The following is a 23,127-nucleotide window of genomic DNA, read 5'->3' as shown; positions in this document are numbered from 1 at the left end:
CAACCGTTCCTATATGGCATTTAGAATGTCGCGCATCACGCTGTCGTATTTCTGGACGAAACGATTCAGGGCCTCGATCGCCGAGTTGTAGCGCGAGCTGACATCGTTCAATAGTGTGGTTTTCTCACTGACCTGGTCGTTGATCGGACGGGAGCGGTCGCCCACCGTCGTGGCGAAGTTGGCAATGGGGTTGTTCTCTTTCTCGAACGCGTAGCTGTTCTGCAAGTCCCCATCTTTCATCGCACCGCTTTCCTTGGGCTCACCTGTCAAAAATGCCTTGATGCTCAGCGGCTTGCCCGCGCTGTAGGTATTGAGACCGGCCATCAACTTGTATTCCGCGCTGGCCTTCCAACTCTCCTCGGTGGGGTAGCCGTACAAGGCCTTGTCAAAAAGATTGAGCCCCGGCTCGATCTCGATTCCTGCTTTGGCCGCCAGCTTCGCGTTGATCTGCGACTGGATCTTGCTGAAGATGTTGAGCTCGGCAGTCAGCGCTTTAAGGTCGTCGCGCAACTCGTTGCGTTTGCCGTCCTGTATCAGCAGAACCTCTTCGTAAACACCGCGAACGTCATCATCGATTCGATCACTCGTCAGTCCGAAATGCGCCTTGGCGAGGAATTCTTTCAGCGGCCATGGCTGGCCTGGGTTGGCATCGGCGTACTGATTGATCAGTTGCTTGACGGACTCGATCCCGGACTTCACCTGCAGCTCATACAGACCGCCCTTCGTGATCGGTACTGGCGGCAGAAAGTAGGAGAGCAACTTGTCCATCTGCGCCGACGACAAGGGTTGGTTGTCATGGGAAAAGCTGACTTTGCGGTTGCTGATCAGCGCCCGCAGTTCTGCGAGCACATCAGTCCCGCGACCTCGCAACTCATCTGCAGGCAGTGTCTGCAACTGGTTCAGAAAACCCGAAAGGTCTTGCTGGTATTGCCTGATATCCATAAGAGGCTCCTTACACTACAAGTCCACGCATCGAGGCCGGACGACGCAGGCGTTTACCTTCATCGGCAACCGGCGGACGGCTGATCCGCATCCGCTGCACTTCCTGCAAAAGCTCTTTTTCCGCGGCTTGCACCAACGGTTGATCCTGTGACCGAAAGACCCGATCACAAACCTCGGCAGACAACCCCAGGCCTTCCCACATTTCACCGAGCAAGCGTTCGCGGTGCTCGTTGTCCTCAATCGCCCTTTCGGCAGCCTGAAGCGTTTTGGCGTAGGTTTCGTCGCGCATATCCATGACTCCTATAGTAGGGACAGGGCGATTGGCTTCCTGTCAGTCACGGTCGATTTTTTGTCGTTTTCGCATTGATTGCAGCGAACACACGTGTCCGGCCTGTAACTCGAACCAGCCGGCTTGCGGCTCGGCCGCGCCCGTCCAGCGACGATAGAAACGCTCCATCCGCTGGCCCTCCAGCGGACTTCCGGCCATCGCATCTACCTTGCCGTACAAACCGGCCTGCGGCCCGAGAACCGCGAGTACCGCTTCAGCCAGTACATAAAGCGCAGCAAAGGAATTGCCCAGACCGAGGCGTCCGTCGACGCGGCGCAGCATGACAATCCAGACCCGCGAACCTTCGCAGCGCCAGGCCAGCTCACAGCCGCCATGCACGAATCGCCAACCCAGCGACAACGAGCTCTGGCGCAGAAAATGCGGCTGAATGTCATAGCCTTTCGCTTGCAGCCAGTGCGTCAATGGATCGCCGTTCATAACGAAACCCGCCCCAAGGGCTGAATGTTGATCTGCTGGGTCAGCTCCTGATACGAGAGCACCGGCAGGCCGTAGTAATCGCCTTCAATCAACTTGCGCACGTAGCGGCGGATGTCCATCGACACCACCAGCACCGGTTTGGTCTGCATTTGCGAGAGGTCGCCGACGGTCAGCCGGACTTGTTCGAGAAAGGACTGGGTGACCGCCGGGTCCAACGCCAGATAGCTGCCGGCACTGGTCTGGCGGATGCCACCACGAATCTGCTCCTCCACCAGCTGGTCGAGCAGATAGGCCGGCAGGATGTTATTGCCGCTCGAATATTTGTAGCAGATGTAGCGTTTGAGACTGCTGCGAATGTATTCGGTGAGTTGCACCACATCCTTCTCTTTTTGCCCCCACTCGACCATGGCTTCGAGAATCGCCCGCAGGTTGCGGATCGAAATGTCCTCGCCGACCAGGCGCTGGAGAATCTCGGTCATGCGTTGCAACGGAATGATGCGTTGGGCTTCTTTCACCAGTTCCGAATAGCTGTGCTCCATCTGCTCCAGCAGGTAACGGGTTTCCTGGATGCCGATAAAGTCTTCGGCGTACTCGCGCAGCACGTGGGACAGGTGCCAGGTCAGCACCTGATCCATGCTCAGAAAGGCGCAACCGGATCGCTCCAGCCGTCCCTCGTGCTCGGCGTCGACCCACAACGTCGGCTGGCCCGGCAACACCGGTTCGCCTTCTTCAAACGGCACGCCGATCAGCTCCAACTGACTGGCCCGTTCCTGCACCAGCAACCGCGCGCTGCGCAGACGCCCACGGGCCACTGGCACTTCTTGCAGCTGAATCAGGTATTCGCCGTCTTTCAAACCGTCATTGAAGCGCAGGTGGATACCCGGAAACGGCACGCCAAAGTCCAGATAAAGCGCACGCCGCACCCGCACCAGCTCATCGTTGAGGGCAAATGCTTCGAGTTCCTGCTGCATGCTCGCGTCGACATCGATCAGCAACGGCACGGTCATGGCGAACTCTTCCTTGTCGGCCAACCGCGAGCTTTTCGGTTTGCTGCCCGAGGGCTTGGGTTTGGGCCTGGCCGACGACGCGGCGCCCGCACCTTGCGCCAATAGCGTCGGCAAGTCTCTGGGGTTGTTCTCGGCCGCCTCGCCGCGTTGACGCAACAGCATGAAATAGCCGCCACCCCCCACTACGGCCGCCAACACCATGAAGGTGATCGTCGGGAAGCCGGGGATAAGGCCGAACAACACCAGCAGCACACCACCAATCAGTAACGCCTTGGGCTGCGCCACGACCTGACCGCCGATGTCATTGCCCAGATCCGAGGCGCCATCGGACGAATCCCGGGTCACGATGATCCCGGCCGTGATCGCGATCAACAGGGCCGGTACCTGGCTGACCATGCCATCGCCAATGGTCAGCACCGAATACAGTTGCAAGGCGTCGCCGGCGCTCATGCCCTTTTGGGTCACGCCGATGGTGATGCCCGCCAGAATATTGATGAAGATGATGATCAGGCCGGCAATCGCATCGCCCTTGACGAACTTCATCGCGCCATCCATCGAGCCGAACATCTGGCTCTCGCGCTCGATCACCGCACGCCGGTCCCGCGCTTCGTTGACGTCGATGACACCGGCGCGCATGTCGCCGTCGATACTCATCTGCTTGCCGGGCATGGCGTCGAGGGAGAACCGCGCACTCACTTCGGCCACGCGCTCGGCACCTTTGGTGATCACCAGAAACTGCACGATGGTGATGATCAGGAAGATGATGCAACCGACCACCAGATTGCCGCCCACCACGAAATTGCCAAAGGTGTAGACGATCTGGCCGGCGTCGGCTTCCAGCAAAATCATGCGGGTGGTGCTGACCGACAAGGCAAGCCGAAACAGCGTAGTGATCAACAACACCGCCGGGAATACCGAGAATTGCAACGGCGAACTGACGTAGACCGACATCATCATCAACACCACCGACACGGTGATGTTGATCGCAATCAGGATGTCGAGCAGAAACGGCGGCAGCGGCAGGATCATCATGAACACCACGGCCAGCAGCATCACAGCCAGCATGATGTCCTGACGATCGCCTACCTTCCTGAGGAAATCAGACAGCGCGTTCATGGGACTCTCGCAGACTCAGAAACCGTTCGTGAGCGACGCGTGCATCGGCGATGCGCCCCTGTAACTGGCACGCGCGGCTGACACAACCCCACAGCGCCAGATCATCCTCGCCATCGGCCAGTAACTGATCGCATTGACGCTCAGCCAAGACACCTTCCTCCAGTTGCAACAACGCCACCACCAACGCACGACGCGCCTGGCAATGAGCCGGATCGACCACCAGCAGAGCTTCCAGAAATATTCGCGCACGGCCTGGCTGGCCGCATTGCAGCTGCAACCAGCCGAGCAACAGCAGCAGGTTTTGCTGTACCGGTTTCAACATCATGGGGGTCATACCTTGTGCAGCAGATGGAGAGCCATCTGCAGCAAGTACTCGTCTTCGTTGCGCGCTTGCAGCAGCGCCAATGCCGCCTGCAACTCGGGCACATCGGATGAGCGAACCTGCTGCTCGAGGTCTTTCAGGGCGTGGCGAAATGCCTGGGGCCGCAGCAGCTCGTCAAAGCCTTCCGTGGGGCAGGCAAACGCCAGCAGCCGCCGCCCGGCAAGATCTGCCGGGTACAAATTATCGAGGTGGGTCTCGATCGAACGACCATCGGGCGGCAGCACATAACGCTCGGGCAAGGCGGCGGTGCGATGGTGCTCGCCGACCTCGGTCAGCTGTTCGATGCCAATGTGCGGGGCGCTGATCCGACTCACGGTTCAAGCACCGCGCGGCGCGCCGAACTCAGGGTCCGCAACGCCTGATGCAGCACCGGGGCGGTGACGCGCCGCTCATCCAGAGTAATCAGCAATAACAGGCGATCGCTCGCCCACGCACACCGCAGCGGCAATGCCGGCCCGGTGCGGCTGAACGTCAACGCCAGCGCGCGAACCGCGCCCTGATGAACCTGATGCCACGCCAGATCCACCGCCAGCCAGAGCGTCAGCTTGCGGTCGTGCTGCTCCAGTTGCAGCGTGCCGCTTTCCTCGAACTCCAGCTGAATCAGCGCGCCTGCCGGAGCGGGCACGGCCACCCCAAGGTCCTGGCAAAACTGGGCCAGCGCCTGGTCAATCCAGTGCATGTCGTTTACTCACTGTGCCTGCCATTCGTCTTCTTCCTGATCGATGGCCAGGTCCAGCGCCAGTTGGCAGGCATTGAGCAGGTTCTGACGCTGCTCCTCATCGCTAAAAATTTCTGTCGGGATCAGACGGATCAGGCGCTTGATCTCGCGAAAGAAATGAATCCGGCGCGCCGCGTCGTTGATTGCCAGCGGCGCGATCAGACGCTGCACGTCCTGCACACTCGCCCAGCGTTTGTCGATCAACTTGATCAGCCCCCCCATAAGGTCAGAAGGCCCGTATGCCATGGACTCGTTCCCCCGTTACCAGCGCTTGCCAGAGTGCATTGACCTGGTCCGACAACCCCTTCAGCACCCGCAACTTGTGCATGTCGCTCATTACCCGTTCGAGCTTGATCGGGTCGATCCACGCCTGCTGACTATCAAGGTCGGCACTCAACGCCTTCATCAAAAATCCGGTCACGCCTTCCAGCGCGCTATTGCTGAACCGCGCATGAATGTCGTCCCACGCCGCACTCAGGCCGCGATAATCCATGACCGCATCGCGGTAGGTGTCTCGCAGTGACTGGATGTCTCCAATCCCCTGCTCTGCCGCCTCCTTCGCCAACGGCCCGATCTTTAAGCCAAGCTCGATGGCGCGGCCCCGTTCCTGGGCCATCTCCAGCAGCGTCTGATCAATCAGCTCGACTATCGCCCAGGCGTCGGTCTTGTCGGCCAGCTCTTTGCGCGCAAAGGTCAGGGCAACAAACTGATGACTGATCTCTCGAGAAAACCCCTTGAGGTACGCCTTGAGCTGCGCAAGGTTGTTCAACTGGCCACTGCCGAGGTGCGCGACGAGGGCGTCGAGTTTTTGTTGCGACTCAAGGTCCGGGACTTTCCTGAGGTGCTCTTCGAGCATTTCGAGGATTTCACTGAGCCGCGCATGGCCGTCGCTGACGCTACGCTTGGCCAACGACTTTTCAACTCGCTCGGAGAGCGCGAAGGTCAGCTCTTCAGCGGCATCAGCCATCGACTGGCTGATGGAAACGTAATGCACACGTTCGCCCTGGAAGCTGCCGGTCGGCCGGCTTTCACGCGCAATACCCGTCTCGGTCTGTCGATCCGGCAGCGACGCCGCAGGGACGACACTCTGAATAATGGCCATAGGAGCACTCGCTTGCAGGCAACGGAGATGTGGGGCCATTGTAGAAATTCGTCCGCCGAGGGCTCTGCCAAAATCAGTCGCATTTTTTTAGGCCTTGCGCCAACCAATTTCTAAAAACTTGCGACCGGCACTGAAATTACCGCAGCGAGCCTTTATTTATAGTGGCGGCCAGTCCCACTCCCAAGCCGACCATGCACCTCTCACTCGAACACATCACCGGCCAGATGCAGCAGGCCATCGATAAAGGTCGGCTGATTCAAATTCGCGGCCGGGTCACCCAGGTCACCGGCACACTGCTCAAAGCGGTGGTCCCGGGTGTGCGCGTGGGCGAACTATGCCAATTGCGCAACCCGGATCAGTCGCTGTCGCTGATGGCCGAAGTCATCGGCTTTCAGCAGCATCAAGCGCTCTTGACTCCGCTGGGTGAAATGCTCGGCATTTCCTCGAACACTGAAGTCAGCCCAACCGGCACCATGCATCAGGTTGGTGTTGGCGATCACCTGCTGGGCCAGGTACTCGACGGCCTCGGCCAGCCGCTCAACGGCAGCAGCCTCGCTGAGCCCGCAGCCTGGTACCCGGTTTACCGCGACGCGCCGGACCCCATGAGCCGCAAGCTGATCGAGCGGCCGATTTCCCTTGGCGTGCGCACCATCGACGGCCTGCTGACGTGCGGTGAAGGTCAGCGCATGGGCATTTTCGCGGCGGCCGGTGGGGGTAAAAGCACGCTGCTGGCCACTTTGATGCGCAGCGCTGACGTCGACGTCATCGTCCTCGCGCTGGTCGGTGAGCGAGGCCGGGAAGTACGCGAATTCATCGAGTCCGACCTCGGTGAGCAAGGGCTCAAACGCTCGGTGCTGGTGGTTGCCACCTCGGACCGTCCAGCAATGGAGCGGGCCAAGGCGGGGTTTGTCGCCACCACGATTGCCGAGTATTTCCGCGATCAGGGTAAACGCGTGCTGCTGCTGATGGATTCGGTCACCCGATTTGCCAGAGCCCAGCGCGAGATCGGCCTGGCTGCGGGCGAACCACCGACCCGGCGCGGCTATCCGCCCTCGGTATTCGCCGCCTTGCCGCGATTGATGGAGCGCGCCGGCCAGTCGGACAAAGGTTCGATTACCGCGCTGTATACCGTGCTGGTCGAAGGCGACGACATGACCGAACCCGTGGCGGACGAGACCCGCTCGATTCTCGACGGGCACATCATCCTCTCGCGCAAGCTGGCCGCGTCCAACCACTACCCGGCCATTGATGTACTGCGTTCGGTCAGCCGGGTGATGAACCAGATCGTGACCGCTGAACACCGTAAAGGCGCCAACCAGTTGCGCGAATGGCTGGCCCGCTACGAAGAGGTCGAGTTGCTGATCAAGATTGGCGAGTACCAGAAAGGCCAGGACCCTGTGGCTGATCGGGCCATCGAAAAAATGGACGGTATCCGGGCCTGGTTACGTCAGGGCACCCACGAGCCCAGTGATTTGCCGCACTGTCTTGAACAACTTGCGAGTCTGACCCGATGACATTACCCACCCTGCTGCGCATCAAGAGCTTGCGCGTCGAGCGCGCGGAACAGGCGCTGCAACGCCAGGAGCGGCGGGTCGCCGAGGCACACCGTAGCCATCAGTCCGCAATCGCCGAACACCAGCAATACCGAGAGTGGCGCCAGGCGCAAGAGCACCAATTGTTCGAACGCTGCAAGGCCAAGCTCATGAACCGCAAGGCGCTTGAACAATGGCAGCAACAGGTTGCCCTGCTGCGAGAAAAGGAAGCAACACTGGAACAGCGCATTGCCGAGCACGCAGAAAATCTGAGCCAGGAACACGAACGCCTGCGCCTGAGCCGACGTCGCTTGCAGGAAGCTCAGCAGCAGGTGGAAAAATTCACCGAATTGACCCGCCATGCCCTCGCCGAGGAACGGCTGTTGCTTGAGTTCAAAGAAGAACAGGAGCTCGAAGAGTTCCGTCGTGTCGAGGCCGTTTCATGAGCAGAACTTCTCCACCGGACTTCCCACAGGATGTCTTTACGCGCACACCGGCACCGGCACGGGTTGCAGCCGACCAGAGCCGTCAGGCTGAATTCGAACGGGCACTCAACCATAAACCTGACGCGAACGAGAAACGTCGGGCCGAAGCTTTGCGCAAGTCCGATAGTCGTGAACCGGGCAAAACGCCTGCGAATGCATCGCGCGTTCCGGAAGATGGTTCCCGGCACGTCACAGAGACCGCAAACCACAGACGAAAATCGCTCACCGGCCCTGAGTCAGATCCAGGCACGCCGGATGAGCGCGCTGAAAAGGACGGAGCCGGCGCGCAACCGGAGCCTGGAGCAGAACTCACGCCATCGCCCACAGGCGCGCATCAGCAACCCGCGCTTGCGAGCGAACGTCCCGTGCCTGCCACAGGCCCGCGCGAAAACACCCCGGTGACCGCGAAGAACCCCGAACCGGGTCTGCCCGTTCCGCTCGGTGGCCCTGCACTCGGGGTCGTCGCAGAAACGGCCTCTGACCAGCACAATTCTTCTGGCGAGCAAGAGCAACAGCCCCCCCTGAATACACTGATCGAAGAGCCGGCACCTGTTGCCGTGACGACTCAGACACCGGGTGACAAGCTGCTGGCTCGCTTGCTCCAAGGCGCCGAGCCGCCTGCACTGGGCAAAGACCTCGACAAACTGATGCAGACCCTGCAACTGCACATCCATGCCGGCGTGACCCGCGATGGCAGCACCACGTTATTGCAGGTGAACCTGGCGCAACTGGGACAGATCGATGTCCAGCTCGCCCATTCGCATGGGCACCTGCACGTTGAAATCCAGGCCAGCCCCGGCAGCTTGCTGCAACTTCAACTCGCCCGTGGCGATCTGATGGAGCGCCTGCAACGGCTCAACCCCGGACAACCGATCCAGCTGACCTTCAACCAGCATCAACAGGGCAGCGATCAGGGCTCGCGCCAGCGTCGGCATGTGCAGGACGAGTGGGAGCCAGACACATGAGCAGCCTGAAACTGCCGCGCGTTGAAGCTTGCGCACTGGCCTTGCAACAGAAAGTCAGTCGTTGTCGCACGCGCTACCCGCTCGCGGACGGCGAAGCCCGGCTGACGTTCCTGCCGCAGCCCGACGCGCTGGATGTGCGGCTCAATGTTCACTGGCAAGGTCTGGCCCTGAGCTGGCGCTGTCACAGTGCAAGCCTGGCCGGATGGCTTGAACCTCACTTGCAGGAAGCCGCGTTCAGCAGCCTGCCACCGCCGCTGCAATTAGCATTGCTGGAGCTGGAAAGTGCGGTGCTGCCGGGGCTCATCTGGAAAAGCATCGAACCGTGTCGACCCGAATCCGGCACGAACACACCGACGCTGGCGTTGACGCTGTCACGTGGCGCGCAGCGTCTGGTGATCTGGCTTGAGGGTGCCCCCGACGCGCTGCTTGCGTGCATGCCCGCGCGCCCATTGGCAGAGCTGACGGCAATTGCCTTGCGACTCTCGCTGCAATGGGGCCCGGTTTGCCTGCTCCCGGCGCAACTGCATTCACTGGCCACCGGTGATCTCCTGTTGCTGCCAGCGCGCCACGACGCCGCCAGCCCCTTACTCGGCGTCGTCGAAGACCGCCCATGGGCACGATTTCGCCACCACGATTCTCAACTGGAACTGCTCGCCATGCACACCGAAGCGCCCGTCGAAACCCCACAGGATCTGGCCAGCCTGGATCAACTCCCGGTCCAGGTCAGCTTCGAAGTGGGCCGTCAGACCCTCGACCTGCAGACCCTCGCCACCCTGCAACCAGGTTCGTTGATCGACCTGGCCGCACCGCTCGACGGCGAGGTGCGAATCCTCGTCAACCAGCGCTGCCTGGGCGTGGGTGAGCTGGTGAATATTCAGGATCGTCTCGGTGTGCGCATCACCCGCCTGTTGCAGGATCAGCCCGCATGATTCAACTGCCTGACGAGCTCAGCCTGATTTTCGGATTGGCGCTGCTGGCATTGCTGCCGTTCATTGCGGTCATGGCCACCTCATTCATCAAGATGACCGTGGTCTTCTCATTGCTGCGCAACGCCTTGGGCGTGCAGCAGATTCCGCCAAATATGGCCATGTATGGCTTGGCAATCATCTTGAGTCTGTACGTGATGGCCCCCATCGGTTTCGCCACCCGCGACTACTTGCGCACGCATGACGTCAGCCTCAGCAATACCGCATCGGTGGAACAATTTCTGGACGAAGGCATGGAGCCGTATCGGGCCTTTTTGAAGAAGCAGATTAATGCCCGTGAACACGCCTTTTTCGTCGACGGCACCCGCCAGGTCTGGCCCAGCGAGTACGCGGACCGCCTGGAACCCGACAGTCTGCTGATCCTGCTGCCGGCATTCACCGTCAGCGAACTGAGCCGCGCCTTCGAAATCGGCTTTCTGATTTACCTGCCGTTCATTGCAATCGACCTGATCATCTCCAACATCCTGCTGGCGATGGGGATGATGATGGTTTCGCCGATGACCATTTCCTTGCCGTTCAAGTTGCTGCTGTTCGTCCTGCTGGACGGCTGGGCGCGGCTGACCCACGGTCTCGTGATCAGTTACGGGGGCTGAGGGTGAACAACGCCGAAATCCTTCACTTCACCAGCCAGAGCCTGTGGCTGGTGCTGATTCTGTCGATGCCCACCGTGCTCATGGCCGCTGCCGTCGGCACGCTGGTGTCGCTGGTGCAGGCGCTGACGCAAATCCAGGAACAAACCCTGGGCTTTGTCGCCAAACTGATTGCCGTGGTGATCACCCTGTTTGTCACGGCCGGCTGGATGGGCAATGAACTGTATGCCTTTGCCGAACTGACGTTGCTCAAGATCCCCCTCGTGCGATGAGCATTCAGGATCTGCAACAACTGCTGCTGGCCTACACCCTGCTGCTGCCCAGAATCATCAGCTGTTTTGTGGTCATGCCGATTCTCAGCAAGCAGATGCTCGGTGGCGGCCTGGTGCGTAATGGCGTCGCCTGTTCGTTGGCGCTGTTTGCCTACCCGACCGTCGCCGGTACGTTGCCGATGACGCTCGACGGTATCGATCTGGCCATGCTGATCGGCAAAGAAGTGTTGCTTGGCCTGCTGATCGGCTTCGTCGCGACGATCCCGTTCTGGGCCATCGAGGCCACCGGTTTCATCATTGATAACCAACGCGGCGCCTCCATTGCCTCGACGCTCAACCCGACACTGGGCAGCCAGACCAGCCCCACCGGCCTGTTGCTGACACAAACCCTGATCACGCTGTTTTTCACCGGTGGTGCGTTCCTGACCTTGATCGGCGCGCTGTACCAGAGCTATGTCAGTTGGCCGGTGGCAACCTTCTTCCCGTACATCGGTAGTCAGTGGGTGGACTTTTTCTACGCTCAGTTCGGGCAACTGTTACGCCTGTGTCTGTTGCTCGCAGCGCCCCTGCTGATCGCCATGTTCCTCGCTGAATTCGGCCTGGCCCTGATCAGCCGCTTCGCGCCGTCGTTGAACGTGTTCATCCTCGCCATGCCGATCAAAAGCATCGTCGCCAGTCTGCTGTTGGTGATTTACCTGAACGTATTGATGGATCACGCCTACGACAGCCTGCTGATCGCCATCGACCCGCTGCGCCAACTGCGCCCGGTACTGGAGACGCCATGAGCGCTGAAAAAACCGAACAGCCCACGCCGAAGAAACTTCGCGATGCACGAACCAAAGGCCAGGTCGTCAAGAGTCGGGAAGTGGTGTCCACCGCGCTGATCCTTGCATTGATCGCCACACTTATCGGCTTTTCCGAATACTACATGGAGCACCTCGGGCAACTGATGCTGATGCCCGAGACGTACCTGAATCTACCTTTTGGACTGGCCTTGAAGTTGATGGTGGAAAACCTGTTCCAGGAGATGATCTACCTCTGCCTGCCACTGTTGGTCGTCGCGGCAGTGGTGGTAATCGCCGCGCATGTGGCGCAGTACGGCTTCCTGCTCAGTGGCGAATCGATCATGCCCGATTTGCAGAAGATCAACCCGGTGGAAGGCGCCAAGAAGATCTTCTCGATCCGCAGCCTGGTGGATTTTCTCAAGTCGCTGTTCAAAGTGGCGTTACTGTCGATATTGGTCTGGACGATTCTGGCCGACAACCTCGATACCCTGGTCCGCCTGCCCGGCTGCGGCCTGACCTGCATTGCACCCGTGATCGGTCTGCTGCTTGAAGACTTGCTGGTGGTCTGCGGCGTGGGCTTCATCGTGATCTCGGCGCTCGACTATGCCTTCGAGCGTTACCAGCACACCAAGCAATTGCGCATGAGCAAGGATGAGGTCAAACGCGAATACAAAGAAATGGAAGGCAGCCCGGAAATCAAAAGCAAACGGCGTCAGTTTCACCAGGAGTTGCAGTCGAGCAACCTGCGCGCCGACGTCAAACGTTCTTCGGTGATCGTCGCCAACCCCACCCACATTGCAGTTGGTATCCGCTACGTGAAGGGCGAGACACCGCTGCCGGTCGTCACCTTGAAACACACCGAAGCACTGGCCCTGCAAGTGCGGCGAATTGCCGAGGAAGAAGGCATTCCGGTGTTGCACCGCGTGCCGTTGGCCCGAGCGTTGTACCAGGATGGCCATGTTGACCAATACATCCCGGCCGAGCTGATTCAGACCACAGCCGAAGTATTGCGCTGGCTCGACAGTCAACAACAGACACCGCCATCGGAGCTGTAACACGCCTGCGCCACCCGTTTTTTTTACGGCAGGCGGAAACGGCACGCCGATCCTGCGGTCAACGCAGACCGGCGTTAACGCCTCGCAGGATGTATCTCCCGCGTAAAACCACGCATCAAAGCTGTGCCCGCCATTGCGGGCAAACTTCTCACGCTCCCATCCAAAGGACCCCGGATGCTTGAACTTGTCGCCGCATTCATCTGCCTCACTACCCTCCTCACCTTCGTCAATTTCCGCTTCATTGGCCTGCCGCCGACCATCGGCGTGATGGTCACCGCGCTGCTGTTTTCGCTACTGCTGCAAGGCTTGAGCCTGCTCGGCTACCCCGGTCTCGAAGAACGCGTGCAGCAACTGATCGGCCAGATCGACTTCGGTGATCTGCTGATGAACTGGATGCTCTCGTTCCTGCTGTTCGCAGGCGCCTTGCACGTCAACCTGAACGACCTGCGCAGCTATCGCTGGCCCATCGGCCTGCTGGCGACCTTCGGTGTATTGATTGCCACTGCGGTAATCGGCAGCCTGGCCTACTATATTTTTGCCCTGTTCGGCTGGCACGTGAGTTTCCTCTACTGCCTGTTGTTCGGCGCACTGATCTCGCCGACCGACCCGATCGCGGTGCTCGGTGTGCTGCGGACCGCCAACGCCTCGAAGCCGCTGAAAACCACCATCGTTGGCGAGTCGCTGTTCAACGATGGCACCGCGGTTGTGGTGTTTACCGTGTTGCTGGGCATTGCCCAACTCGGCGAAACACCCACCGTCGGCGCCACGGCCATGCTGTTCGCTCACGAGGCCATCGGCGGTGTGCTGTTCGGTGGTCTGATCGGCTATCTGGTGTACCTGATGATCAAGAGCATCGAGCAGCACCAGATCGAAGTGATGCTGACCCTGGCGCTGGTGATCGGCGGTTCGGCAATGGCTTCCGAGCTGCACGTTTCGGCGCCGATTGCGATGGTGGTTGCCGGCCTGATCATCGGCAACCTGGGGCGCAACCTGGCGATGAACGACATGACGCGCAAATACCTCGACGGCTTCTGGGAGCTGCTCGATGACATGCTCAATGCGCTGCTGTTTGCGTTGATCGGCTTGGAACTGTTGCTACTGCCGTTCAATTGGCTGCATGTGGCGGCGGCCAGTTTGCTGGCGGTGGCAATCCTGCTCTCGCGCCTGCTCACCGTGGCGCCGGCCATCGTCCTGCTGCGCCGCTGGCGTACGGTGCCGAGCGGCACCATCCGGATTCTGACCTGGGGCGGTTTGCGCGGTGGCGTCTCGGTGGCACTGGCGCTGGCCCTGCCACTGGGCCCGGAACGCGATCTGCTGCTGAGCATCACTTACATCGTGGTGCTGTCGTCGATCCTGTTGCAGGGCCTGACCATCGGCAAACTGGTCAAACACGCGACTCGCAACGAGCCCGCGACGGTCAGTGAACCCGCGCACCACTGATCATTTTTTGATCTGCTGCGGATCGGGCTCTTGCGCCTGATCCGCAGACTCCTTCGGTTTGCCGCTTTCGCTGCGAATCTGCGCATGGCTGATCAAGGCGAAGATGAAACTGCCGCCGATGATATTCCCCGCCAATGTCGGCCCGGCAAATACCATCCAGAAATCACTCCACGGCAATTCGCCGGCAAACACCAGATAAGACACCTCCGCCGAACCCACCACGATATGGGTGAAATCGCCGAGCGCCATCAGGTACGTGATGAGGATGATGATCCACATCTTCGAGCTCTCCATGGACGGGATCATCCAGACCATGGTGGCGATCATCCAGCCGGACACGATGCCCTTGGCGAACATCTGGCTGGCGTGGTTTTCCATGACTTTGCGGCCGATTTCGAGGAAGGCGTGATCCGTCTTGGTGTCGAAGATCGGCAATTCCAGCATCACGTACGCCACCAGAATCGTGCCGCACAGATTGCCAAACAGCACCACCGTCCAAAGGCGAACAAGCCGGCCGACATTGAGCAGGGTCGGTTTGGTCATCACTGGCAGCACGGCAGTCAGGGTGTTTTCGGTGAACAGTTGCTGGCGGGCGAGAATCACCGCGAGAAAGCCTGCGCAGTAACCGAAACTGGCAATCACCTTGAATTCGTCGCCGTCGGGCAACCGCGAAGTGAGCAGCCCCATGCCCATCAGCGACAAGCCCATGGTCAACCCGGCTGCCAGTGCCGACCACCACAGCGCAGCAATGCTGCGCTCCAGCTCCTGATCACCTTGTGTGCGGATGATTTCATGCAGCACCGCCGCGCGGGGCGGTTGGCTTTTCTCGACTTCGTGTTTTTCTTCGGTCGAGAGGTCGGGGGTCTTGCCGTCTGTCGGGGTGGTCATGGCGTGGGAACCGGTGGGGGTGGTGTTTACCTACGACTCCCGCGGCTCACGACTGTTCAGTGGCCAGATAAAGATTCGGTGGCTGCACAACCGCATTCGCGAGCAAGCCCGCTCCCACAGGGGAACGCATTCCAAATGTGGGAGCGAGCCTGCTCGCGAAGAGGCCAACGCCGATATCAGTTAGTGAGCGATTCATCTTCCTTGAACTGGTCTTTGACATACCTGATCTCGGTGCGCCCGTGCGGGGCCGGCAAGCCGTCTTCGCCGAGGTTGACGAAAACCATTTTTTCGACGGTGAGAATGCTCTTGCGGGTGATCTTGTTGCGCACTTCACAGGTCAGGGTAATCGAGGTGCGGCCAAACTCGGTGGCGGTGATACCCAGTTCGATGATGTCGCCCTGGCGCGAGGCGCTGACGAAGTTGATTTCGGAGATGTACTTGGTCACCACGCGCTGATTGCCCAACTGGACGATGGCGTAGATCGCCGCTTCTTCGTCGATCCAGCGCAGCAGGCTGCCGCCGAACAGGGTGCCGTTGGGGTTCAGGTCTTCGGGTTTTACCCATTTGCGGGTGTGGAAATTCATCTTCACTCCTGAGTGTCTTGCCCAATGATGGACGCTATCTTGGCAGACTGAGCGGTCATGCTCCATGCGGCTTCTACTATGGTCGCCATTAGCGATCTTCATTTGGCCGACAGAAACCCTTTGGAAGATCAGTTTAGACGGCTATAATCGCCCCCGTTTCAAAACGGTCATCTTCAATTGATACCGTTTTCCCGCCACCTGTCCGAGGGGCGCTGCAGCAGGTTCAACCTGTCAGGCTCGGATGGGGCGTTGACTGGCTCAGGCCGGACACTAAACGCACAACGGCGCCCATTCGCATACATTACGAATGGAGGCTCTTCATGAGCGCTGTTATCACGCCTGCAGATTTTAACGATTACAAAGTTGCCGACATGTCCCTGGCTGCCTGGGGCCGTCGCGAAACCATCATCGCCGAATCGGAAATGCCGGCCCTGATGGGTCTGCGTCGCAAGTACTCCGGCGAACAGCCGTTGAAAGGCGCCAAGATCCTCGGCTGCATCCACATGACCATTCAGACTGCCGTGCTGATCGAAACCCTGGTTGCCCTGGGTGCCGAAGTGCGCTGGTCGTCCTGCAACATTTTCTCGACTCAGGATCAGGCCGCTGCCGCTATCGCTGCTGCCGGTATCCCGGTTTTCGCCTGGAAAGGCGAGACTGAAGAAGAGTACGAGTGGTGCCTGGAGCAGACCATCCTCAAAGATGGCCAGCCATGGGACGCCAACATGATCCTCGACGACGGCGGCGACCTGACTCAGCTGCTGCACGACAAGTACCCACAAGTACTGGATCGCGTTCACGGCGTGACCGAAGAAACCACCACCGGCGTACACCGCCTGCTGGACATGCTGGCCAAGGGCGAGCTGAAAATCCCGGCCATCAACGTCAACGACTCGGTGACCAAGTCCAAGAACGACAACAAGTACGGCTGCCGTCACAGCCTGAACGATGCGATCAAGCGCGGTACCGACCACCTGCTGTCCGGCAAGCAAGCGCTGGTCATCGGCTACGGTGATGTGGGCAAGGGCTCGGCTCAGTCCCTGCGTCAGGAAGGCATGATCGTCAAGGTTTCCGAAGTTGACCCGATCTGCGCCATGCAAGCCTGCATGGACGGTTTCGAACTGGTTTCGCCGTTCATCGACGGTATCAACAACGGCACCGAAGCAAGCATCGACAAAGCGCTGCTGGGCAAGATCGACCTGATCGTGACCACCACCGGTAACGTCAATGTTTGCGACGCGAACATGCTCAAAGCCCTGAAAAAGCGCGCTGTTGTCTGCAACATCGGTCACTTTGACAACGAAATCGACACCGCTTTCATGCGCAAGAACTGGGCATGGGAAGAAGTGAAGCCACAGGTACACAAGATCCACCGTACCGGCCCGGGCGCGTTCGACGCTCAGAACGACGACTACCTGATCCTGCTGGCCGAAGGCCGTCTGGTTAACCTGGGTAACGCCACTGGCCACCCAAGCCGCATCATGGACGGTTCGTTCGCCAACCAGGTTCTGGCACAGATCTTCCTGTTCGGCCAGAAGTACGCCGACCTGTCGCCAGCCCAGAAAGCCGAGCGCCTGACCGTTGAAGTACTGCCGAAGAAACTCGACGAAGAAGTGGCCCTGGAAATGGTTCGCGGCTTCGGCGGCGTGGTCACTCAACTGACCAAGCAACAGGCTGACTACATCGGCGTCACCGTCGAAGGCCCGTTCAAGCCGCACGCTTACCGCTACTAACAGGCGCTTGCTCGCTCTCCCTGTGGGAGCGAGCCTGCTCCGGGCGGCGATCCGACGAAGGCGGTTTATCATTCAGTATCCGCGTTGTCTGACCCAGCGCTTTCGCGAGCAGGCTCGCTCCCACACGGGATTGCAGCGCCTCGAAGGTTCTTGTTTCCAAGGGTATGACCATGTCCCAAGACCGTCGCTACAGCTTCGAGTTCTTCCCGACCAAGACCGATGCTGGGCATGAAAAGCTGCTCAACGTTGCCCGTCAGTTGGCAACGTACAATCCCGATTTCTTCTCCTGCACCTATGGCGCTGGTGGTTCGACCCGTGATCGCACCCTCAACACCGTTCTGCAACTGGAAAGCGAAGTCAAAGTACCGGCCGCACCGCACCTGTCGTGCGTCGGCGACAGCAAGGACGACCTGCGCGGCCTGCTGAACGAGTACAAGGCTGCCGGCATCAAGCGCATCGTTGCCCTGCGTGGCGACCTGCCTTCCGGCATGGGCATGACCAGTGGTGAGCTGCGTCACGCCAATGAACTGGTTGAATTCATTCGCGAAGAAACCGGCGATCATTTCCACATCGAAGTTGCTGCTTACCCGGAGATGCATCCGCAAGCACGCAATTACGAAGACGATCTCGCCAACTTCGTGCGCAAGGCCCGCTCCGGCGCCGACAGTGCGATCACTCAGTACTTCTTCAACGCCGACAGCTACTTCTACTTCGTCGACCGTTTGCAGGCGCAGGGTGTGGATCTGCCGATCGTGCCGGGGATCATGCCGATCACCAACTACAGCAAACTCGCGCGCTTCTCCGATGCCTGCGGTGCGGAAATTCCGCGCTGGATCCGCAAGCAACTGGAAGCCTACGGCGATGACACGCAAAGCATTCAGCGCTTTGGCGAGCAAGTCGTCAGCGAGATGTGCGAACGCCTGCTACAAGGCGGCGCACCAGGGCTGCACTTCTATTCCATGAACCAGGCCGAACCTAGCCTGGCGATCTGGAATAACCTGAAGTTGCCGCGCTGAAGCAGCTACAAGCTTCAAGCTGAAAGCTACAAGCCAGATCAAAAGATCGCAGCCTTCGGCAGCTCCTACATTGGGATTTAGTTCACCCTGTAGGAGCTGCCGAAGGCTGCGATCTTTTGCTTTAAAGGCCCGAGACAGAGCTTGTGCAGGCACTTTCTGGCTCTTTCGCGTTTCTCGTCGTAATCTCAAGCCATGCCCTTGATCACGCAGTTATTCGCCGTGCTGGTTTTTGCTTGCCTGAGCTTCGCCGCTCGAGGCGAGAAGTTGCGTATCGTCACCGAACCGTGGGCGCCTTACGTCTACGAGGAGAACGGCAAGAGCCTCGGCCTGGACTACGAAACCACCGCAATCGTGTTCAAGCGCCTGGGCATAGAAGTCGAATGGCAATTTCTGCCGTGGAAACGCTGTCTGTCGATGCTGGAAACCGGCCAGGCTGACGGCGCGCTGGACATCTTTCACAGCGACGAGCGCGACGCCACCCTGCTTTACCCCAGCGAACCGCTGTCGGATGTCGAGTTCGTGATGTTCTATGCCAACGACCGGCCACACCCTTTCAGCAAACTCGAAGAACTCAAAGGCCTGACCATTGGCACTTCGCCGGGCTATCTGTACAGCCCCGACTTCAGCGAATCGACGCTGTTTACCCGTGAACCGGCACCGACCCACGAAGCCAACTTCGGCAAACTGCTACGCGGCCGTATCGACTTGCTCATCACTGATCGCCGCGTCGGTCAGCATTTGCTCGATCAGTTGAATATTCGCGATCAGATCAGCGAAAACCCTACAGTCATTAGCCGCCAGAGCCAGTTTCTTGCGGTTCGGCGCAATGCCGGCATGGATTTGCTGGTGCAACGCTTCGGTGCCGAACTCAAGCGTTTCAAGCGCGAACCGGCCTACGCCGAATTGAGTGCTCGCTATGGCGCAGCGCCTGTCGGGGCCGCGCCGCTGGGCAATGTCTCGGCCAACAGCAAAACCGTTGAGCAGCAGGAAAGCAGCGCGCGGTGATTGCTCTGTTATACTCCGGCGTTCCCGCCAGGCTCACGCCCGGACGCCCGGAACCGTAACAGGCCTCTCGACCCGCTACAGCGCAGCTTTGCAGCCCGCGCGAGCACTCCAGACGTGCCTTCGGAACCGCAGCAGGACCGGACGGGATTGCGTCCTCTTAAACGCCATTCGCGCCAGGCAAGACTCCCATTGGGCCAAGCCCTAACTAAAACAGGATTACTCATGTCCTTTGCTTCCCTCGGTCTCTCCGAGGCTTTAGTCCGCGCCATCGAAGATGCGGGCTATACCGAGCCTACTCCGGTGCAACAGCGGGCTATTCCCGCCGTGTTGCAAGGTCGCGACCTGATGGTTGCGGCTCAGACAGGTACTGGTAAAACCGGCGGTTTCGCCCTTCCGATTCTGGAGCGGTTGTTCCCCAACGGTCACCCGGACAAATCCCAGCGTCATGGCCCGCGCCAACCGCGCGTACTGGTCCTGACCCCGACCCGCGAACTCGCGGCCCAGGTTCACGAGAGCTTCAAGATCTACGCCCGTGACCTGAAATTCGTCAGCGCCTGCATCTTCGGCGGCGTCGGCATGAACCCGCAGGTTCAGGCCATGTCCCGTGGCGTCGACGTCCTCGTCGCCTGCCCGGGTCGTTTGCTCGACCTGTGCGGCCAGGGCAGCGTCGATCTGTCCCACGTTGAAATCCTCGTGCTCGACGAAGCTGACCGCATGCTCGACATGGGCTTCGTGCACGACGTGAAGAAAGTCCTCGCACGCCTGCCGTCCAAGCGCCAGAACCTGCTGTTCTCGGCGACGTTCTCCAAAGACATCACCGACCTTGCCGGCAAGCTGCTGCACAACCCGGAACGCATCGAAGTCACGCCGCCGAATACCACGGTCGAGCGCATCGAACAGCGCGTATTCCGTCTGCCGGCCAGCCACAAGCGTGCGCTGCTGGCTCACCTGATCACCGCGGGCGCGTGGGAACAGGTGCTGGTGTTCACCCGTACCAAGCACGGCGCCAACCGTCTGGCCGAGTACCTCGACAAGCACGGTCTGCCGGCTGTCGCGATTCACGGCAACAAGAGCCAGAACGCTCGCACCAAAGCCCTGGCCGACTTCAAGGCTGGCGAAGTGCGCATTCTGGTGGCTACCGACATCGCCGCGCGTGGTCTGGACATCGACCAGTTGCCACACGTGGTCAACTTCGAACTGCCAAACGTCGATGAAGACTACGTGCACCGTATCGGCCGTACTGGCCGTGCCGGTCGCTCGGGCGAAGCGATCTCGCTGGTCGCACCGGACGAAGAAAAGCTGCTGAAAAGCATCGAGCGCATGACCAAGCAGAAGATCGCCGACGGCGACCTGATGGGTTTCGACTCCAGCACCATCGAGGCCGAGAAGCCTGAAGTGCGCGAGCGTCCGGACGTGCGTAACCCACGCAATTCCCGTGGCCCACGCGGTGACGGCCCGAATGGCGGCGGCGGTGGCGGCGGTCGTAAAGACAAAGGCAAGGACAAGGGCAAGGAAAAACCGGCCGGTGAACGTGGCGAGCGTCCTGCCCGTCAACAGAAGCCGCGCGAAGGTACTCCGGCCCGCGAACAGCGTCAGCCATCGCAGCCGCCACGCGCTGCGGCTGATCGCGCTCCGGACGAGTTCCTCGACGACGATATCGATAACTTCGGTAACCGCGTTGACTACGTGCCCAAGCCTGCTCCAGCCGGCGGCCGCGGCCGTCGTCCAGGCGCACCGGCTCAGGGCGCAGGCGCTGGCACCGGCGCACCACGCGGCGGTCAGTCGCAAGGTCGCCAGAACGGCCCGCGCAACAGCAACGGTTCGAGCACTGGCACCCCACCAGCCAAACGCAGCGGCCCGCGCAACGGCGCACCGCGTGATGGTCAGTCGGGTCGTCGCGACGACTCATCCTCGTCCTCGCGCAACCGCCGCCCGGCCCGTGACGATCAGCCACGTAGCGAGCCAGCAGTGCAGAACCCGCGCAGCAACGGCCCAAAGATCATGCACAAGGAATCGAAAGCCGACCGCTTCCCGACACCTGAGCAGCTCGATCAACTGCCAACCCGCCCGCGCGGTGAAAAACCGGCATTGCTCACCCGCAATCGCTGAGTTAACGCCGCCATAAAAAATGCCCCGCCTCGCAAGAGCCGGGGCATTTTTTATGGCGCCACAAATACCCCTGAATCACCGCATTTCCCCTGTGGGAGCGAGCCTGCTCGCGAAAGCGGTCATTCAGCCAACATCATTGCTGACTGACCCGCCGCCTTCGCGAGCAGGCTCGCTCCCACAGGGGATGTGTGTGTCGCAGGCAATAAAAAACGCCCCCGGCCTTTCGACCGGGGGCGTTTTTGTGTGGCGGGGGAAAGTTATTTAACTTTCACGCCTTCCAGCGAGATGTCCAGATCCGCGGTTTGCGAGGAAGGACCTGGGCCCTTGATCCCGAAATCGTTCAGGTTGAGGGTGGTTTTGGCGTTGAAGCCAGCGCGCTCGCCGCCCCATGGATCCTTGCCTTCGCCGTTGAACGTGGCCTTGAAGGTCACAGGCTTGGTCACACCATGCAGGGTCAGATCACCGGTCACGTCAGCGGTCTTGTCACCGGTCGATTTGACGGCGGTGGAGACGAACTTGGCGTCAGCGAATTTGCCCACATCCAGGAAATCTTTGCTGGCGATGTGCTTGTCACGCTCGGCGTGGTTCGACCACAGGCTGGCGGTTTTCACGTCAACGGAAATCTTGCTGGCTTCAGGCTTGGCCGAATCCCAGGAGAAAGTACCGTCGAAATCTTTGAACGTACCGTGGATGAAGCTGTAACCCAGGTGGCTGATTTTCCAGTCAACGAAGGCGTGCTGGCCTTCCTTGTCGATTTTGTAGTCCGCAGCCATGGCCTGACCAGCCGAGAGCAGTGCAGAACCGATTGCCAGAGCGGCCAGAGTCTTTTTCAACATGCTTTCTTTTCCTTTGAGTCGAGGTTGAATTTCAGGCTTTGCGACCGAGCATTCGCGTCAGGGTCGCATCACGATCGATAAAGTGGTGCTTCAATGCTGCCAACGCATGGAGACCGGAAAAAATTACCAGTGCCCATGCCAGCCAGAGATGAATCACCCCAGCGGTATCTGCCTGATCCGGTAGCCCGGAAACCAGTGCAGGAACTTCAAACAGGCCAAACACCGGGATCCCGACACCGTCTGCGGTGGAAATCAGGTAACCGGCAAGCATCACAGCAAACAGCGCGAAATACAGAAACCCATGGCCGAATTTGGCGCCAATTCGGGTCATGCGGCTGTAGCTTTGCAGCGTCGGCGGCGGTGGGCTGAGAAAGCGCCACAGCACCCGCAACACCATCACACCCAGCAGCACCAGACCGATGCTCTTGTGCAGATCCGGCGCGTCTTTGCGCCAGGTGCTGTAGTAATCCAGACCTACCATCCACAGGCCGAGAGCAAACAGTCCGAAGACCGCCAGCGCCACACCCCAGTGCATGAAGATGCTGACCCAACCATAGCGCGAAGAAGAGTTACGTAGCTGCATTGCCCAAATCCTGTGAGAACTGCGAACCAAGACTAGCGAGTTATCTATCGAATTAAAGCGGAAAATTTCGCTTTGAAATATCGAGAAATACGATCAAGAGTCTGAAAGTGACGTGTTAAGGAAAGATTAAAGGCGAAAGTGTGGCGGGATGTTGTTGCCAGGCAATGGAATGGGTATGTCTGAACAGGCCCCTTCGCGAGCAGGCTCGCTCCCACAGGGAATTGCATTCCAGT

General features: G+C 59.8%; 26 protein-coding genes and 1 riboswitch. Of the genes, 13 read left to right on the top strand and 13 right to left on the bottom strand.

Annotated features, from left to right (window positions below; genetic code table 11):
- Positions 1-9 precede the first annotated feature (9 nt).
- The 9 genes from CKW18_RS01080 to sctW are packed head-to-tail and all read right to left on the bottom strand — an operon-like array spanning position 10 to position 6,033.
- Complete coding sequence (locus tag CKW18_RS01080; protein ID WP_095187044.1) at positions 10-942, bottom strand: virulence-associated V antigen; 933 nt, start codon at positions 940-942, stop codon at positions 10-12.
- A 10-nt stretch (positions 943-952) separates the two neighbouring features.
- Positions 953-1,231, bottom strand: a complete 279-nt coding sequence (locus tag CKW18_RS01075; RefSeq protein WP_095187043.1) for an LcrG family type III secretion system chaperone — start codon at positions 1,229-1,231, stop codon at positions 953-955.
- Between the two features lie 42 nt (positions 1,232-1,273).
- Positions 1,274-1,708, bottom strand: a complete 435-nt coding sequence (locus CKW18_RS01070; RefSeq protein WP_095187042.1) for an LcrR family type III secretion system chaperone — start codon at positions 1,706-1,708, stop codon at positions 1,274-1,276.
- Entirely contained in the window at positions 1,705-3,831 is a 2,127-nt protein-coding gene (gene sctV, locus CKW18_RS01065) for a type III secretion system export apparatus subunit SctV (protein ID WP_095187041.1), read from the bottom strand. Before sctV ends, CKW18_RS01070 begins: the two co-directional genes overlap by 4 nt.
- A complete protein-coding gene (locus tag CKW18_RS01060) occupies positions 3,815-4,156 on the bottom strand; it encodes a type III secretion protein (RefSeq protein WP_095187040.1) in 342 nt (113 codons plus the stop codon). Before CKW18_RS01060 ends, sctV begins: the two co-directional genes overlap by 17 nt.
- 5 nt (positions 4,157-4,161) lie before the next feature.
- Positions 4,162-4,527: a YscX family type III secretion protein gene (locus tag CKW18_RS01055; protein WP_095187039.1), complete on the bottom strand. Its 366-nt coding sequence runs from the start codon at positions 4,525-4,527 to the stop codon at positions 4,162-4,164.
- Complete coding sequence (gene sycN / locus CKW18_RS01050; protein WP_095187038.1) at positions 4,524-4,892, bottom strand: type III secretion chaperone SycN; 369 nt, start codon at positions 4,890-4,892, stop codon at positions 4,524-4,526. The genes CKW18_RS01055 and sycN overlap by 4 nt, the downstream gene beginning before the upstream one ends.
- 9 nt (positions 4,893-4,901) lie before the next feature.
- Positions 4,902-5,177, bottom strand: a complete 276-nt coding sequence (locus CKW18_RS01045) for a TyeA family type III secretion system gatekeeper subunit (RefSeq protein ID WP_095187037.1) — start codon at positions 5,175-5,177, stop codon at positions 4,902-4,904.
- Entirely contained in the window at positions 5,158-6,033 is an 876-nt protein-coding gene (sctW, locus tag CKW18_RS01040) for a type III secretion system gatekeeper subunit SctW (protein ID WP_095187036.1), read from the bottom strand. The genes CKW18_RS01045 and sctW overlap by 20 nt, the downstream gene beginning before the upstream one ends.
- Positions 6,034-6,224: 191 nt before the next feature.
- On the opposite strand from sctW, the gene sctN reads away from it, so the two are divergent.
- The 9 genes from sctN to CKW18_RS00995 all read left to right on the top strand — a co-directional run bounded on the left by sctN (position 6,225) and on the right by CKW18_RS00995 (position 14,143).
- Entirely contained in the window at positions 6,225-7,547 is a 1,323-nt protein-coding gene (gene sctN / locus CKW18_RS01035) for a type III secretion system ATPase SctN (protein WP_095187035.1), read from the top strand.
- Positions 7,544-8,011 carry a type III secretion protein gene (locus tag CKW18_RS01030; protein WP_095187034.1) on the top strand — a complete coding sequence of 156 codons (468 nt, stop codon included), beginning with the start codon at positions 7,544-7,546 and terminating at the stop codon, positions 8,009-8,011. Before sctN ends, CKW18_RS01030 begins: the two co-directional genes overlap by 4 nt.
- A 404-nt stretch (positions 8,012-8,415) precedes the next feature.
- Positions 8,416-9,015 (top strand): type III secretion system needle length determinant, encoded by a 600-nt coding sequence (locus CKW18_RS30475; RefSeq protein WP_170947192.1) that lies wholly within the window; start codon positions 8,416-8,418, stop codon positions 9,013-9,015.
- Positions 9,012-9,944 (top strand): type III secretion system cytoplasmic ring protein SctQ, encoded by a 933-nt coding sequence (gene sctQ / locus CKW18_RS01020; RefSeq protein ID WP_095187032.1) that lies wholly within the window; start codon positions 9,012-9,014, stop codon positions 9,942-9,944. The genes CKW18_RS30475 and sctQ overlap by 4 nt, the downstream gene beginning before the upstream one ends.
- Positions 9,941-10,594, top strand: a complete 654-nt coding sequence (gene sctR, locus CKW18_RS01015) for a type III secretion system export apparatus subunit SctR (protein WP_095187031.1) — start codon at positions 9,941-9,943, stop codon at positions 10,592-10,594. The genes sctQ and sctR overlap by 4 nt, the downstream gene beginning before the upstream one ends.
- A gap of 2 nt (positions 10,595-10,596) precedes the next feature.
- On the top strand, positions 10,597-10,863 hold the full coding sequence (gene sctS, locus CKW18_RS01010; RefSeq protein ID WP_095187030.1) for a type III secretion system export apparatus subunit SctS: 267 nt from the start codon (positions 10,597-10,599) through the stop codon (positions 10,861-10,863).
- Positions 10,860-11,648, top strand: a complete 789-nt coding sequence (gene sctT, locus CKW18_RS01005) for a type III secretion system export apparatus subunit SctT (protein ID WP_095187029.1) — start codon at positions 10,860-10,862, stop codon at positions 11,646-11,648. The genes sctS and sctT overlap by 4 nt, the downstream gene beginning before the upstream one ends.
- The gene (sctU, locus tag CKW18_RS01000) at positions 11,645-12,703 is read left to right on the top strand and encodes a type III secretion system export apparatus subunit SctU (protein WP_095187028.1); all 1,059 of its coding nucleotides are present in this window, start codon (positions 11,645-11,647) and stop codon (positions 12,701-12,703) included. Before sctT ends, sctU begins: the two co-directional genes overlap by 4 nt.
- A 174-nt stretch (positions 12,704-12,877) precedes the next feature.
- Positions 12,878-14,143, top strand: a complete 1,266-nt coding sequence (locus CKW18_RS00995; RefSeq protein WP_095187027.1) for a sodium:proton antiporter — start codon at positions 12,878-12,880, stop codon at positions 14,141-14,143.
- On the opposite strand, the gene CKW18_RS00990 is transcribed toward CKW18_RS00995, so the two are convergent.
- Together CKW18_RS00990 and CKW18_RS00985 are read right to left on the bottom strand one after the other, a co-directional pair.
- Complete coding sequence (locus CKW18_RS00990) at positions 14,144-15,031, bottom strand: formate/nitrite transporter family protein (RefSeq protein ID WP_095187026.1); 888 nt, start codon at positions 15,029-15,031, stop codon at positions 14,144-14,146. It abuts the gene before it with no gap.
- A gap of 176 nt (positions 15,032-15,207) precedes the next feature.
- Positions 15,208-15,615 (bottom strand): acyl-CoA thioesterase, encoded by a 408-nt coding sequence (locus CKW18_RS00985; RefSeq protein ID WP_095187025.1) that lies wholly within the window; start codon positions 15,613-15,615, stop codon positions 15,208-15,210.
- A 198-nt stretch (positions 15,616-15,813) separates the two neighbouring features.
- Positions 15,814-15,912, top strand: a riboswitch (S-adenosyl-L-homocysteine riboswitch).
- A gap of 23 nt (positions 15,913-15,935) precedes the next feature.
- Here CKW18_RS00985 and ahcY point away from each other — a divergent pair.
- The 4 genes from ahcY to CKW18_RS00965 all read left to right on the top strand — a co-directional run bounded on the left by ahcY (position 15,936) and on the right by CKW18_RS00965 (position 21,475).
- Positions 15,936-17,345 (top strand): adenosylhomocysteinase, encoded by a 1,410-nt coding sequence (gene ahcY, locus CKW18_RS00980; protein ID WP_007913721.1) that lies wholly within the window; start codon positions 15,936-15,938, stop codon positions 17,343-17,345.
- Between the two features lie 170 nt (positions 17,346-17,515).
- The gene (gene metF / locus CKW18_RS00975) at positions 17,516-18,361 is read left to right on the top strand and encodes a methylenetetrahydrofolate reductase [NAD(P)H] (protein ID WP_095187140.1); all 846 of its coding nucleotides are present in this window, start codon (positions 17,516-17,518) and stop codon (positions 18,359-18,361) included.
- Between the two features lie 192 nt (positions 18,362-18,553).
- A complete protein-coding gene (locus CKW18_RS00970; protein WP_095187024.1) occupies positions 18,554-19,366 on the top strand; it encodes an ABC transporter substrate-binding protein in 813 nt (270 codons plus the stop codon).
- Positions 19,367-19,588: 222 nt separating this feature from the next.
- Positions 19,589-21,475 carry a DEAD/DEAH box helicase gene (locus tag CKW18_RS00965; RefSeq protein WP_095187023.1) on the top strand — a complete coding sequence of 629 codons (1,887 nt, stop codon included), beginning with the start codon at positions 19,589-19,591 and terminating at the stop codon, positions 21,473-21,475.
- A gap of 257 nt (positions 21,476-21,732) precedes the next feature.
- Here the strand turns inward: CKW18_RS00965 and CKW18_RS00960 are convergent, their stop codons facing one another.
- Together CKW18_RS00960 and CKW18_RS00955 are read right to left on the bottom strand one after the other, a co-directional pair.
- Positions 21,733-22,311, bottom strand: coding sequence for a YceI family protein (locus CKW18_RS00960; protein WP_095187022.1), 579 nt, complete (start codon positions 22,309-22,311; stop codon positions 21,733-21,735).
- Positions 22,312-22,342: 31 nt separating this feature from the next.
- Positions 22,343-22,894 carry a cytochrome b gene (locus CKW18_RS00955; protein ID WP_095187021.1) on the bottom strand — a complete coding sequence of 184 codons (552 nt, stop codon included), beginning with the start codon at positions 22,892-22,894 and terminating at the stop codon, positions 22,343-22,345.
- Positions 22,895-23,127 lie beyond the last annotated feature (233 nt).

This window comes from Pseudomonas sp. Irchel 3E19, assembly GCF_900187585.1.
Taxonomy (GTDB): domain Bacteria; phylum Pseudomonadota; class Gammaproteobacteria; order Pseudomonadales; family Pseudomonadaceae; genus Aquipseudomonas; species Aquipseudomonas baetica.
This window is presented reverse-complemented; position numbering and strand designations above follow the sequence as displayed.

Bases quoted from the DNA above. Each gene is read 5' to 3' on its own strand.
- CKW18_RS01080 (WP_095187044.1), bottom strand. From the start codon at position 942: ATGGATATCAGGCAATACCAGCAAGACCTTTCGGGTTTTCTGAACCAG.
- CKW18_RS01075 (WP_095187043.1), bottom strand. From the start codon at position 1,231: ATGCGCGACGAAACCTACGCCAAAACGCTTCAGGCTGCCGAAAGGGCG.
- CKW18_RS01070 (WP_095187042.1), bottom strand. From the start codon at position 1,708: ATGAACGGCGATCCATTGACGCACTGGCTGCAAGCGAAAGGCTATGAC.
- sctV (WP_095187041.1), bottom strand. From the start codon at position 3,831: ATGAACGCGCTGTCTGATTTCCTCAGGAAGGTAGGCGATCGTCAGGAC.
- CKW18_RS01060 (WP_095187040.1), bottom strand. From the start codon at position 4,156: ATGATGTTGAAACCGGTACAGCAAAACCTGCTGCTGTTGCTCGGCTGG.
- sycN (WP_095187038.1), bottom strand. From the start codon at position 4,892: ATGCACTGGATTGACCAGGCGCTGGCCCAGTTTTGCCAGGACCTTGGG.
- CKW18_RS01045 (WP_095187037.1), bottom strand. From the start codon at position 5,177: ATGGCATACGGGCCTTCTGACCTTATGGGGGGGCTGATCAAGTTGATC.
- sctW (WP_095187036.1), bottom strand. From the start codon at position 6,033: ATGGCCATTATTCAGAGTGTCGTCCCTGCGGCGTCGCTGCCGGATCGA.
- sctN (WP_095187035.1), top strand. From the start codon at position 6,225: ATGCACCTCTCACTCGAACACATCACCGGCCAGATGCAGCAGGCCATC.
- CKW18_RS01030 (WP_095187034.1), top strand. From the start codon at position 7,544: ATGACATTACCCACCCTGCTGCGCATCAAGAGCTTGCGCGTCGAGCGC.
- sctQ (WP_095187032.1), top strand. From the start codon at position 9,012: ATGAGCAGCCTGAAACTGCCGCGCGTTGAAGCTTGCGCACTGGCCTTG.
- sctR (WP_095187031.1), top strand. From the start codon at position 9,941: ATGATTCAACTGCCTGACGAGCTCAGCCTGATTTTCGGATTGGCGCTG.
- sctT (WP_095187029.1), top strand. From the start codon at position 10,860: ATGAGCATTCAGGATCTGCAACAACTGCTGCTGGCCTACACCCTGCTG.
- sctU (WP_095187028.1), top strand. From the start codon at position 11,645: ATGAGCGCTGAAAAAACCGAACAGCCCACGCCGAAGAAACTTCGCGAT.
- CKW18_RS00995 (WP_095187027.1), top strand. From the start codon at position 12,878: ATGCTTGAACTTGTCGCCGCATTCATCTGCCTCACTACCCTCCTCACC.
- CKW18_RS00990 (WP_095187026.1), bottom strand. From the start codon at position 15,031: ATGACCACCCCGACAGACGGCAAGACCCCCGACCTCTCGACCGAAGAA.
- CKW18_RS00985 (WP_095187025.1), bottom strand. From the start codon at position 15,615: ATGAATTTCCACACCCGCAAATGGGTAAAACCCGAAGACCTGAACCCC.
- ahcY (WP_007913721.1), top strand. From the start codon at position 15,936: ATGAGCGCTGTTATCACGCCTGCAGATTTTAACGATTACAAAGTTGCC.
- metF (WP_095187140.1), top strand. From the start codon at position 17,516: ATGTCCCAAGACCGTCGCTACAGCTTCGAGTTCTTCCCGACCAAGACC.
- CKW18_RS00970 (WP_095187024.1), top strand. From the start codon at position 18,554: ATGCCCTTGATCACGCAGTTATTCGCCGTGCTGGTTTTTGCTTGCCTG.
- CKW18_RS00965 (WP_095187023.1), top strand. From the start codon at position 19,589: ATGTCCTTTGCTTCCCTCGGTCTCTCCGAGGCTTTAGTCCGCGCCATC.
- CKW18_RS00960 (WP_095187022.1), bottom strand. From the start codon at position 22,311: ATGTTGAAAAAGACTCTGGCCGCTCTGGCAATCGGTTCTGCACTGCTC.
- CKW18_RS00955 (WP_095187021.1), bottom strand. From the start codon at position 22,894: ATGCAGCTACGTAACTCTTCTTCGCGCTATGGTTGGGTCAGCATCTTC.